Here is a 12,650-nt window from a genome sequence, read left to right as displayed (position 1 = left end):
AAGAATCATGAAAAAATCAATCAAACTTATTGCAACTGTATTGTTGATGTTTTTGGTACAACAAGCGAATGCACAGGAATACAGATACGACCTGGGAAACTCCGCGGAAATGACAGTGGAATTTTCCGTGGGCCAGAGTGATGTGTCTATCGAAGGATATGATGGCTCCGAATTGGTTATCGAAAATCTTGATTATGAACAGAACAGCAGACCCGAACGGGCGGAAGGTTTACGGGCACTTTACTACTCTGCAGAAGACAACACCGGTATTGGCCTGTCTGTTGAAGAAGAAAACGGAATCCTTAAAATTATTCCTGCGTCACGGGATGACAGCGAATACCGAGTCAAGATTCCCAATCGTGTTCGGCTGATGATTGAACAGGTAAATTTTGGCGGTGGCGATTTTGAAATCAGCGACCACAGCGGAGAAATTGAAATTCAATCCAAAACCGGGAATATCAATTTATCAAATATTACCGGACCGGTAACGGCAAGTAGTGTAAGCGGCGATGTGGAAATTGACTTTTCGCAACTCAGCCAGGCAAATCCAACGTCAATTTCTCTTGTGAGCGGATTTATTGACATCACCCTTCCTGCAAACGCCAGCGCAAATTTTAACCTGGGTTCCATTTCGGGGGAGGTTTACACAGACCTGGATATTGCACTGGAAGGCCGCGAAAATAATACCAACATGACACGTCTCGGCGGCAGTGGACAAATCAACGGAACGCTGAATGGCGGGGGCGTTGAGGTAAGGCTGAAGTCGGTGAGTGGAGATATTTACCTGAGAGGCAAGTAACGAAAATGAATCTGAAAAGCACGGATCAAATAGCCATCTGTGCTTTTCTCTAAAGGAGAACGAATATGAAAAAGGCAGCGATTTTACTCGTTACAGTTTTTGTGAGTTGTATATGGATGGCAGGGGAAATATTTGCTCAACAGCGAATCGTGGAAAAAACATTCTCTGCCAATTCAGAAGAAAAGATTCGGCTGAATCTTAAATTTGGTGATAGTATTGTTGTAAAAGGCTGGGACCGAAATGAAGTATCTTTTCGTGCGGTAGTAGAAGTTAATAGCGGCAAGCTGAATGATGCATTTGTTGCAAATTACTCCGACGGCAACAGTGGAATCCGCATTGATACAGATTTTGATAAAGATAAACTGGAAGATGGCCGGGCAGAAGATTGCCCGGACAGAAGCTATGGTTCCTACTCGTGGAATGATGGCAAAAAACATAAAGTGGTTTGCAGCAATATTACATTTGAATTGTATGTGCCCCGAAACAGCGATTTGCAACTGGAAACAATTTCCGCTGATGTGGAGCTTTATGACCTCAACGGGCCGATTGATGCTAAATCCATCAGCGGCTTCGTGGATTTAAGCTGGCCTGACAGAAACGGTGCGGATATATCCCTCAAAACAATTACCGGTGAAGCGTACAGCGATCTTGAAAACCTGAGCTTTAAAAATCGCCAGGAGTTTTTTCCTCATGTGGGATATGAACTTCGCGGAGAGATTGGAAGCGGCGGCCCCATGCTTCGGCTGGAATCTATTAGCGGTGATGTGTACCTGCGAAAACGAAAAGGGTAAGCAAGATTTAAAAGAATGCCCGGAAAAGTGGTTGTTGCGAAGAAACCAGAGTTAGGAGATTGCCGCAGTTGTTACATTCCCTCGCAATGACATTATAAGATAATCAAAGATGCCTCGGCTGTTCAGCCGAAATGACCTACTCCCCACCGATTGAATTCGGCCGGGGAGTTCTTTTATTCTTCGTGAAGGGTTGTAAGAAATTCAACCAAATCCCGGATTTGGCTTTTGGTCAGGCGATCACTCATATCCAGCATGGCGGATGGCGCCAGTTGTGTTTCGGAAATCTCAGATTTGGGAATATTCATCTGTTGGCCCCGAACCGTCAAAGTTAATTGGGTGTCTGTTTCACTATGAAATACACCACTGACAGATTCACCGTTTGTCTTTGTTACAGTCACGGGTGAATATCCGGCGGAAGGTTGGGCCGAGGGATCAATAATAGAAAGCAAAAGCTCATTGCGGTTTAGCCTGTCTCCTACTGTTGTCAGATCAGGTCCAACTTCAGCGCCAAAATTTCTTACCATATGGCAACGAGTGCACTGGGCAGAAACATCCGAATAGAATATTTGTGCTCCGTTTTCCGCATTTCCACCATAAAGAGATTCTCGATATTGCGCCATCTCACCTTGTGGTTTTTGATTATTATACTCATCAAGCGCCTGCTGCAGATCTGTTGAGCCACTATTTTCTATGGCCAAAATCAAATCGAGTTGAATTTCCCGATTCAGGTCTCCATTCATAAGTTCATTCATCTCTCCCAAAAGAAGCTCTTCGGCGGCAGGGCTATCCAAACGGGATAAGGCATCATAAGCCGCTTTCTTTTCATCAACAGATCCTCCTTTAATTACAGTTGTAAAGAGAGCGACTTTTGTTTCGACGGACAGGTTTGAATCCACCAAAAGAGCCAGTGCTTTCATTCGAACATCAAGGTTTGAATCTTCAATGGTGGAGGCGAGTACTTCGTCCATTTCATCATAATTCAAATCAGAAAGTGTATGGAGGGCTGTGCTTCGAATTTCAGCAGAAGGATCCTTCTGAGCGAGGGTTAAAACTTGAGGAGCCGCATTTGGCATTTCAAGATTTCCAATGGCATTTAATGCAGCTAATTTCAGATTTTCATTGGTTGATGAGAGATGCGTTTCCATTACTCCGGCGATGGCTTCCTGTGCATCATTCAGATTGTTGGAAATTTGGCCGCGATGTCGTCCGGTTACGCGATCAAAAATGGACGGATTATCCCAGTATTCCAATGTATTGAGGGCTTCCATTCTTAATTCAACAGGAATGGTTTCACTCAGAGAGAATTGAGCAAGTCGTTCGGCATCCTCTGCTGTTCCGCTGTAAAGATTGGCGTTGATGACCCTGCGAATGAGAGGTTCATTTGTAAATCGTGGATTGTCCAAAAGTTTGGCGAGTTCCGGGATCGCTTCTTCGATGTACTGATCATCTGAAATTGCCCGCGCCGCATTGGTGACGATATACTCATCCTCGTCATCCAGGAATTCGATGATACCGGCCTCGCCCATTCGTTTCAGAGCAACGACCGCAGCAATTCGAACGGCACGAGACGGATGATCGGCCAGGTTGGTGACGGCCTCGCCATTCCCAATTCGAGCCAATGCAATTGCTCCGGCATGGCGCAAGTAAACATCCTCGTCATTATTGGCTTCCAGCATTTCAACAATTGGATTAACGGCGTTTTCATAACCGATTCTTCCAAGGGCTTCCGCAGCGAAAAGCTGCGTCCGTGCACCTTCATCAGATAAAAGTGGAATAATATGTTCAGCAGCCGGCTCGTACCGAACATCTCCGAGCATTTTTGCGGATTGCGCCCGGATTTCAGAATCTTCATCGTCCAAAAACTCAATTAATGGTTCAACCGCATCTGTATTCTCCCGGCCAAGTTGAGCCAATCCCCAAACTCCATGAATTCGGGCCAGTTGGCTGGAACTGTTTTCGATTGTGGAAAGCAATACATCATTTGCCTTTCGGCTGACCAATTCAAACTGTGCTTTCTGGCGAATTCTCATATCTTCGTGCTCCAATAGTGATGACAATTCGTTCTCGTTTTTCTCACCAAAATCTTCCGCCAACAGATCTTTCACCTCTCTTCGGATTGCGGAATTTGACTGACCGGCAGCATCGAGTTTCCAGATTCTGCCTTCTTCATTTTGTCCCCAGCCTTCAATCCAATCGGTCATATAAAGTGCACCATCGGGACCAAAGTCGAGGCCAACGGCCAGAATTCCGGTTAGCACTTCCTGGTCGGTTTCGAGTTCAAACCCGGCTCCTTTTTGGTTTAGAGTAAACGCATAAATAGGTGAATTAGCTATGGATCCGCGAAAGGACATCACAAAGAAATGCTCCTGCCATTCTTCGCTTAAAGCCGTGCCGGGATTATAGGCAAATCCGGCCGGGCCTGCATGATAATTGGCAATGGGCGGTAAAATGTGAGCCGCCTGGTTTTCGAATCGTGGTTTGAAGTATTCTTCATCCATCCACACTTTGTATTCGTTGTTTTTTGGATCGCCGTATTTCCCGAACTGCCAGTTGATTCGCCAGCCGCTGTCTGAACCATTAATGAGGTAAACCAGCCGCTCCTCTTCCCCGGGGTGATCGCCGTCGTTATCTACAGAAATGAGATTGCCGTATTTGTCGAAATCAAATTCGTGGGTATTTCTGACTCCTGATGCAAAGACTTCAAAATTACTTCCGTCCGGATCAGACCGCAGGATTGCGCCCTGGTTCGGAGAATACCATCGAATGCCTTCTTTGTCTACCACATTAAATCCCATATCCCCGATTCCCCAGTAGATTCTGCCGTCCGGCCCTACCGTCAAACCCGACATGCCATGACCGCTAAAACCTATGTGAACATTGTAACCGTGGCTGATAGACTCTTTCGTGTTGGCCATACCGTCATTATCTGTATCCCGGATTCGCCACAGATCGGGGCCTACTCCTACAAACACATCATCATTATATTCAACGACTGCACCGGCAACATCGGTTACTTCGGTATTAAAATCCTGAATAAAAAGCTGTGCATAGTCGGCCACGCCGTCATTTGAGGTATCTTCAATTCTCCAGACTTCTTCCTTAATGACAGCCAGGTCTCGCCAGTCGTGCGAACCATCTTCGTTTCTGTCCGGAATCCACGTATTCTGTTCGCTTTTTTCCGGTGCCAGTTCCGTATGGAGAAATTCACGCCTGTCTTGAAGGGTTTCCCATTTCATGGATTCAATTCGCCAGCTGTCATCTACTCCGCGAATATCAAATTCCGAGTTGCCGCTTCGGTCGGTCACGGTAATAAGTGCCCGTCCCTGGTTGTCCATATGGATGGCAATGGGATCGCCCAATAATTTATTGGAGGCCCAAAGCGAAAGTTCCAATCCGTCGGCCGGCACTGCCTGGATATTTTGAGTGACTTCGCTGGCTTCAGTGGCCGCCTGATCGCCTTCAATGCGAATCTCCTGCGGATCGAAACTGACCGGCCCGGCATTTTCTTCTTCTCCTGAACAACTGATGAAAAAAGATGTGATAATGAAAAAACTAATGAAAAGTAAAAACCCTCTGTTATGACTGGAAAATAAATAAGGAAAAATCATTGGTTCAGAATTATGGTACATTGAGGTTATTGAAGAGAGACTACCCAATGTAACCTCTTGAATCCAAAAAATTAACTGAATTTTCAAATCGGCCTTCAGAAGAAATGAAAGGTGGTTTTGCACGATTTTATAGGTGAATCTATATTAAAGTGTAGAAGTGATGTGTTTTTTAAACGAAAGAAAAAGATAAAGTACATGGCTTGGTATGAAAACCGATGAGAGAATCAAGTGGCTGCTAAACGGAGATGTTTCCATTCAATACCAGGTGCATCGGGACCTGCTTTTTGAAGAACGTGATGACTTGAGAAAACGAATTGCAACTGAAGGCTGGGGAGCGGAGATCTTATCAAAAAGAAAACCGAACAAACACTGGGGCAAGGGCTATTATTCACCCAAATGGATTTCCTCGCATTATTCTATTCTTGATTTGAGAAACATGTGGTTTCCGGCTGAACATCCACTCGTACGAGAAACAATAGACATGATTCTAAAGAATGAAAAAGGTTCGGACGGCGGAATCAATCCATCGGGACATATCAAAGAGAGTGATGTTTGCATGAACGGAATGATGCTGAATTGTGCGGCTTTTTTTGGTGCGGATGAAGAGGATTTGAAATCGGTTATTGATTTTATTCTGGATCAGACTCTGCCGGATGGCGGATTCAATTGTCAGTTTAACCGGTCGGGTGCAAAACACAGTTCGCTGCATTCCACGCTTTCAGTTGCAGAAGGATTTTTCGAGTATGAAAAGAATGGCTATTTGTATCGGTCTGATGAACTGAAAAAAGCGCGAAAATCGGCCGAGGAGTTTATCCTGATGCACCAACTTTTTATATCTGACCGAACCGGAGAGATCATCAAACAGGGTTTCCTGAAATTTCCCTATCCGCCGCGATGGAAATATGACATTTTGAAAGCCCTCGACTACTTCCGGTATTCCGGAGCCGAATGGGATGACCGAATGCAGCCGGCAATCGACATACTCCTGAAAAAACAGAACAAAGACGGAACGTGGAATCAATACGCGGAATATTCCGGCCTCACTCACTTTACGATGGACCAAGCCGGCAAACCCGGCCGATGGAATACGCTGAGAGCCATGCGGGTTTTGAAGCATTTTGGAATTTGGTAGCTATTTTACAAATTCGATTGGTGGATTAAATCATATGGGATGGAAACTACGCTGCTCTTTTTTACGATTATAGGTTCTTTGGTAGCCTTCTTTACATATTTGCAGAAATATGTCATTGAACCAGAGGAAACAAAGAATCGTCTTTTAGAAACATTTAAACTTGGGAGAAAAGTTAATAACGAACTCATTGTCGAATTAGAAAAATATGTGAAGGAACATCACGCAAGTCAGCACATTTTTATGCAGGGTTTAACTTTTCAACAAGGAATTAATGAATTAAAAAAAGCAAGATCTTTACTGTTCACAGAGCAGAATGAGAAAAATATCAAAAGGGCAAATGTGAACATTACTCATCTAAACTCATTACAAGAACAGATTGAAGATCAAATATTATACCACTCACAAATTAAGAATCATTTCAATTGGTTTATAAAAAATGAATAAAGACTTCAATTTAGAATCCCTCCGCTATCCTATCGGCAAACTTAATGTCCCAAAAGATGTATCGAAAGAACAGGTTTCCGAGTGGATTGAAACGATCGAATCCTTCCCTTCAAAAGTGCGAGCACTGACCGAGAATCTTTCTTCCGAAGAACTGGATTGGAAATATCGCCCGGAAGGCTGGACCATTCGGCAGGTGGTTCATCATGTTGCAGACAGTCACATCAATTCAATTATCCGTTTTAAACTGGCACTCACGGAAGATGTGCCAACCATCAAACCCTATTTTGAAGATAAATGGGCGGAGCTGGAAGACTCAAAAGCGCCTGTTTCTCAATCCATTTCATTGCTTGAAGGCGTTCATGCCCGCTGGGCAATTTTACTGAAATCGATGAGTGAAGATGATTTCAAGAGGAAGCTTTTTCACCCGGAGCAAGGCCGCGAGCTGACGTTGACATTTATGCTCGGATTATATGCCTGGCATTGCCGGCATCATCTGGCCCACATTGAACAGGCGCTGGAAAACGAAGGAGAGTTCAATTAAGAAACCCATCAACAAACATTGGGGTGTTTGCCGATGAGTTTCAAATAGAAACAAGACTCAGAAATATATCTAATGGGTATTCTGAATCTCAGTTTGGAATGCCATAGTAGTCTTTTACGGCTTGGTAATCTTCCATGAAATCATTTTTCATTTTAGCTGGTACGCCGCCGGGAATCATCACATAGCGAACCTGTGCACCGGTAAAGTCAGAAACATTGCTACCATCCGTTGAGGTAAGAACCACTATAATTCCCTGAGCCCCATCACTTGGAAGATCTGCAATAGCGAAGGACAGAAAATCCGAACCACTCACATAAGGTAAAGGGACAACAATTGCATCACCGCTAATTTCTTCTTTTGCATAAACCATGAGAGTCCCCTCCGCTATAAAGTCGCCCATTACACGGGATTCAGGGATGTACATTGCCTTGTATGTGGGATCGTCATCCCGATTCCAATCAATGTCCATCCAGTCGGAATAGATAACGTTTGCCGTTCCGGGAGGTCCTTCAGGCCCCTCAGGTCCCTGCGGACCTTCTTCTCCCTGGAGTCCTTGTTCGCCCATGGGGCCTTCGGGACCTTGTTCACCTTGAGGGCCCGAATCTCCATCCGGGCCTGCCGGACCTTCGCAACCAATAGTAATGAAAGAAAGAAGAAGAATGATGGAGATGAGATAGTGAAGTCTTGAAGTAATCATTTTAAATAAATTTTGATGAGTGTTTTTACTTAACCTGGAAATACCAGGGATTCAATAATTAATACGCGGAAAAACCTTGTCGACTGCCATATTTCAAAGAAGAGCGATTTTAAATCAATCAAATACTTTTTCTGATGCGTGGTGTAAAGCTATCTCATATTTGTTTGTAAATCGTAGATATGGCGATCAGGTATCAAACTGTTTTTTAAAAAAGCAGTTACATTAAAAAAACCATTCATTATTGATGGTATTCTCTCGTAAAGGGATAGAGTAAAAATCAGGTTACCTGAAATAGTTTTGCGGTTCCTACAGAAAGGAAGAAGAGAAGGACAACAATCATTCCACTCCAGAATCCTCCAAAGCCTGCTGCAAATACGCTGTTCAGAATTACCAGTGAAAGAACACCTCGTTTAATGGCTGTTTTGATGAGTGACGGAACCGGGTTTTGGGCCGCTTTATAAAACGGTGGAATCACTAATACACCAAATACAACAAGAAACGGGAGTGCGGTTGAAAGCGAGAAAGGGAGCTCAAAAAGTGGAAGGAGCAGGAAAGCGGTGACAATTAACAGAATAAATCCAAGTGCGGTAAATCCATAAGCTTGGGAGCCACCGTGAACCTCTCCCTGGCTGACCAACGTAATGGACGCGATATAAAGGAGTGGAATCAATGCAAGAAACCAAACTTCAGGTACAACTGCCGGAATCAGACTGATTCCCAGGAGCAGATTTCCACCCCGGCAGCTTCCCATAAATAACGGACCCCAGAATGCGGAATGCTTGGCTTTGGAATCATAAAAAACCGCACAGATCGCGATGCCTGTTGCAAGAAAACCCGCGGTGATATTCACCAGAAAGGCCGATACAATTCCTGCCAAAAGAAGCAAAAAGCCAAATACTCCGGCTGTAAAAGCGGAAATGCGTCCACTTGGAATGGCTCGTTCGGGGCGTTCTTTGGCATCGAGTTCTGCATCAAAAAAATCATTTAAAACCACACCGCCACCATACAGGCCAAATGTGGAAAGGAGCAGCCACCCGATTTCAGAAAACGGAAGATCTGACGAAACCAGGGAACCGGCGGCGATAGTTACACCCGCCAAAATATCTGCAAATGCAGTGATGATGTTGGCAGGCCGCATCAGCTCGAGAGCCGCACGAAACCGTGTTCTAAAAGTGATTTCAGAAGAAGGCGTTGATGGATTCAAGCGACTGAATTTTATTCAATGATGAGGTCATCATCCTTATCGGTTTTTTCCTCTTCAACAAAAGGTTTATGTCCGCCGCGGAGAACAGTATTTCCAGAGAAGGTTTTGCGCTGGTCAATCAGCGGGCGGTTCAGCCAGTCATCTTCATTCATCTCGCCGCTTTGGCTGTAGGCATCGAGTGCGTTTTGGTAGCAGATTTGTTTCACATCTTCTTTTGGGATGCCACGCTGCAACATCAGTTGAGCGGTTTTGGGAACCCCGAGCGGATCGCTGTGTCCCCAGTCGGCAGCGCTGTCGACGAAAATGCGTTCCGTTCCGTACCCTTTTACGATCTCTACCATTCGTTCATTTCCCATTTTGGTGCCGGGATAGATGGTGAAAGCTGTCCAGAATCCACGATCCAACACATCTTTGACAGTCTCTTCATTGTTGTGATCGATAATTACTTTGGTGGGATCGAGTCCGTGTTCTTCACACAGATCCATGCTGCGAATGGTTCCCTGTTTTTTATTTCGGTGAGGTGTGTGAACCAAAACCAGCATATCCATCTTTTTGGCAAGATCGAGCTGTAGGTGAAAATATTTTTCCTCAAGATCGGTCATATCATCATAACCGATTTCCCCGATAGCTACGACCCCCTCCTTGCTGGCAAAACGGGGAAGCAATTCCATCGTCTCTTCCGCAAGAGCTTCGTTGTTCGCTTCCTTCGCATTCAATCCGATCGTACAATAGTGACTGATTCCAAACTGACTTGCCCTGAATCGCTCCCATCCCACAATCATACTGAAATAATCGAGCATGGAAGCGGAGTCGGTTCGCGGTTGACCGATCCAAAAAGCCGGCTCAATCACAGCAACTACACCGGCTTTTCGCATAGCCCGGTAATCATCGGTAGTTCGGGATATCATGTGAATATGAGGGTCGATAAAAAACATGTCGTCCATAGATATAAACTTCGTTTTTTTAAATGTTAAAATTCTGTGCGTTTCTTGGAGTTTTTTCTCGTTTCAACACACCCCTAAATCCCCTCTCGAAAGGGGACTCTTTTTTCTTTTCAGGATTCTTTTTCATCCCAGATTTTCCCGATCTCATTCCAATTTAAATCAGCAGCGGATAAATCAATGTTCGCGGCCGTTTTTTCAAAATCATCCAAAAAAGTTGATGCGGCAGTAGAATCAGAAGACTGAAGAGCCAAAACGGCTGCTCTCTGTTGAATGGGATCAGGATTCTCCAACACTTTTTTAAGTTCGCCGATATTCGATTCGTCGATAAACGCTCCCACCGGCCGCCAAAGCTCGGGCGATACTACCCTTCCGGCCGACCATCGCTCGTGGGCGTATTCAATCAGAATGTTTGCAAGCGTTTTGTTCGCGCGCTTATCAAGCCCCGAAATTAAATACAACGGGCTTCCAACAAACAGCGCTTTGAGAACCACCTGGTTCCAGGCATCCTCATCAAAATAATCAGCCGGATAGGGATTTCTCAATGCCACGGCATTAAACACAGAGGTGATATTACTTCGGATTCCTTCGGCCGCACGGGCTTTCAGCGATTTGGGCCAAGGCAAAATCGGCAGGCTTTGATACAGTGCTTCGGCCTCACCCATATCGCTGGAGACAAACATTTTTTCCAGCTTGTCGAGAAATTCGTCTTTGTCCCGTTCAGCAAGTGAAAGAACCAGGAGCGTTCGTGCAAGCTGATCCATTCGCCACTGCGACGGATTCCAACCCGGTCGGAGGTTCTCTGCTTCATTAAGTTCTTCATCACTAAGATTGAGATATTCTTTCCCAGTGGTGCGGGGGACTTTGCTGAATGATGAAAAAACCTCCCAGTCTTCGGCATCACCGGCAAGGTTTTGAGCGGTAGTTTGGATTTTTTCGTGAGCTTCCGGTGAGATACGTTTCTTCAGCCAGTCAGAAATTGCGGTCCGTATTTGCTCTGTATCGGGGCCTTTCTGAGAGTCAGTCATATGCAGACATTCGTTTACTGTTTGAGCTTAATATCCATTCTGGGATTGAGAAATTTGATATACGTCATATGAGCGTGATGTCGATGATATTTTCACTCGAAACTGCACTCAAACTGACGTTCACTTTACATACAATCAATCCAAATCAAATAAATTATAGTTGAAAGTAAAAATGATTTGTTAAAAAGGTTTATAAAAGGTGTATAAATTGAAAGAAATGGACTAAGTTTCGCACAATGATTTTTTGATTCGATATTTACCTTTTGTTTACATGAAAACAATTCGGCAGCGTTTTTCAGTTTCTTATTCATATGATGTCATTTTTACAAGCGGAATATTCGATAAAGAGAACCAATCTTTCGTGCATCTGATTACCCGGGAAGCCCACCAACAGCAGGTTTCCAAAGTACTTTTTGTTTTTGATGAAGGAATGTACAACCAACATCCCGGGCTGTTTGATGATATCAGGGCGTATCATGCTATACACAATTCTGTCTTTCAACTGGTGCCGGAGCCGATTGTAATTCCCGGAGGAGAAGCTGCTAAAAATGATCCCGCAATTCAGAATACGATTCTTGAAGCCGTTGAGAAAAACGGGATTGATCGTCACTCCTATCTTGCTGTAATTGGCGGCGGTGCCGTGATTGATGCAGCAGGTTATGCCGCCGCCGTAGCTCACCGCGGGATTCGCCTCATTCGTATTCCTACAACCGTTCTTGCCCAAAACGATGCGTCTCTTGGCGTAAAAAATGGAATAAATGCATTTGGGAAGAAGAATTTTCTCGGCACATTTACGATCCCGGATGCCGTTATCAACGACGTTCGATTTCTCAAAACTCTTGAAACCCGGGATTGGCGTGCCGGAATTTCAGAAGCCATAAAGGTAGCGCTCATCAAAGATCGCGCCTTTTTTGAAGAGATTGAGAAGACCGCATCCAAACTGGTTGAACGAGATATGGATGCCATGCAGCAATTGATTTATCGCTGTGCAGAACTTCACCTGGAACACATCCGAACGTCGGGCGATCCGTTTGAAAAAGGGTCCTCACGACCACTGGATTTTGGACACTGGGCGGCTCATAAACTGGAGCACCTGACCGGCTATCGCCTTCGTCATGGAGAAGCGGTGGCGATCGGTATTGCTCTGGATTCCGTTTATTCCCATCTCGCAGGGATGATTTCAAAAGAGGAAATGAGTCGGATTCTGAACCTGCTTGCCGCTTGCGGGTTTGACCTGTTCGTCCCGGAGCTTGGACATCAGATTGACGAACCTGAATCAAAGGATTCTATTCTTCACGGACTGGAAGAGTTCAGGGAACACCTTGGCGGACAGTTGACAATTATGCTTCTTGAAGAGATCGGGAAAGGCGTGAATGTTCACAGTATGGATTTGGAAACCTGCAAGGAAGCTGTGAATGTGTTAAAGAAATTCGAAAAGAAACCGGTGTAACTTGTAACTCATTAC

General features: G+C 44.8%; 11 protein-coding genes. 6 read left to right on the top strand and 5 right to left on the bottom strand.

What is annotated here, in order from left to right:
• Positions 1-7 precede the first annotated feature (7 nt).
• Positions 8-799 (top strand): DUF4097 family beta strand repeat-containing protein, encoded by a 792-nt coding sequence (locus tag L0B18_RS03290; protein WP_234567834.1) that lies wholly within the window; start codon positions 8-10, stop codon positions 797-799.
• 65 nt (positions 800-864) lie between these two features.
• Complete coding sequence (locus L0B18_RS03285; protein WP_234567832.1) at positions 865-1,590, top strand: hypothetical protein; 726 nt, start codon at positions 865-867, stop codon at positions 1,588-1,590.
• A gap of 173 nt (positions 1,591-1,763) precedes the next feature.
• Here L0B18_RS03285 and L0B18_RS03280 read toward each other — a convergent pair whose 3' ends face one another.
• Positions 1,764-5,198 (bottom strand): HEAT repeat domain-containing protein, encoded by a 3,435-nt coding sequence (locus L0B18_RS03280; RefSeq protein WP_234567830.1) that lies wholly within the window; start codon positions 5,196-5,198, stop codon positions 1,764-1,766.
• Positions 5,199-5,403: 205 nt separating this feature from the next.
• Between L0B18_RS03280 and L0B18_RS03275 the strand changes: the two genes are divergently transcribed.
• The 3 genes from L0B18_RS03275 to L0B18_RS03265 are packed head-to-tail and all read left to right on the top strand — an operon-like array spanning position 5,404 to position 7,315.
• A complete protein-coding gene (locus tag L0B18_RS03275; protein ID WP_234567829.1) occupies positions 5,404-6,330 on the top strand; it encodes a prenyltransferase/squalene oxidase repeat-containing protein in 927 nt (308 codons plus the stop codon).
• A gap of 39 nt (positions 6,331-6,369) precedes the next feature.
• Complete coding sequence (locus L0B18_RS03270) at positions 6,370-6,774, top strand: hypothetical protein (protein ID WP_234567827.1); 405 nt, start codon at positions 6,370-6,372, stop codon at positions 6,772-6,774.
• Positions 6,767-7,315 (top strand): YfiT family bacillithiol transferase, encoded by a 549-nt coding sequence (locus tag L0B18_RS03265; protein ID WP_234567825.1) that lies wholly within the window; start codon positions 6,767-6,769, stop codon positions 7,313-7,315. Before L0B18_RS03270 ends, L0B18_RS03265 begins: the two co-directional genes overlap by 8 nt.
• Positions 7,316-7,403: 88 nt before the next feature.
• Here L0B18_RS03265 and L0B18_RS03260 read toward each other — a convergent pair whose 3' ends face one another.
• The 4 genes from L0B18_RS03260 to L0B18_RS03245 all read right to left on the bottom strand — a co-directional run bounded on the left by L0B18_RS03260 (position 7,404) and on the right by L0B18_RS03245 (position 11,185).
• Positions 7,404-8,012: a collagen-like protein gene (locus L0B18_RS03260; RefSeq protein ID WP_234571412.1), complete on the bottom strand. Its 609-nt coding sequence runs from the start codon at positions 8,010-8,012 to the stop codon at positions 7,404-7,406.
• A 277-nt stretch (positions 8,013-8,289) separates the two neighbouring features.
• Positions 8,290-9,216 (bottom strand): UbiA-like protein EboC, encoded by a 927-nt coding sequence (gene eboC, locus L0B18_RS03255; RefSeq protein WP_234567824.1) that lies wholly within the window; start codon positions 9,214-9,216, stop codon positions 8,290-8,292.
• Between the two features lie 11 nt (positions 9,217-9,227).
• Positions 9,228-10,151 carry a TatD family hydrolase gene (locus tag L0B18_RS03250; RefSeq protein ID WP_370647523.1) on the bottom strand — a complete coding sequence of 308 codons (924 nt, stop codon included), beginning with the start codon at positions 10,149-10,151 and terminating at the stop codon, positions 9,228-9,230.
• A gap of 119 nt (positions 10,152-10,270) precedes the next feature.
• Positions 10,271-11,185, bottom strand: coding sequence for an EboA domain-containing protein (locus L0B18_RS03245; RefSeq protein WP_234567819.1), 915 nt, complete (start codon positions 11,183-11,185; stop codon positions 10,271-10,273).
• Positions 11,186-11,456: 271 nt separating this feature from the next.
• Here L0B18_RS03245 and L0B18_RS03240 point away from each other — a divergent pair, with 271 nt between their 5' ends.
• Entirely contained in the window at positions 11,457-12,635 is a 1,179-nt protein-coding gene (locus L0B18_RS03240; RefSeq protein ID WP_234567818.1) for a 3-dehydroquinate synthase, read from the top strand.
• Positions 12,636-12,650: the final 15 nt, after the last annotated feature.

The sequence above is a fragment of the Rhodohalobacter sp. 614A genome (assembly GCF_021462415.1).
GTDB lineage: Bacteria > Bacteroidota > Rhodothermia > Balneolales > Balneolaceae > Rhodohalobacter.
The sequence above is the reverse complement of the archived record's forward strand: the minus strand, read 5'-3'. Positions and strand labels throughout refer to the sequence as shown.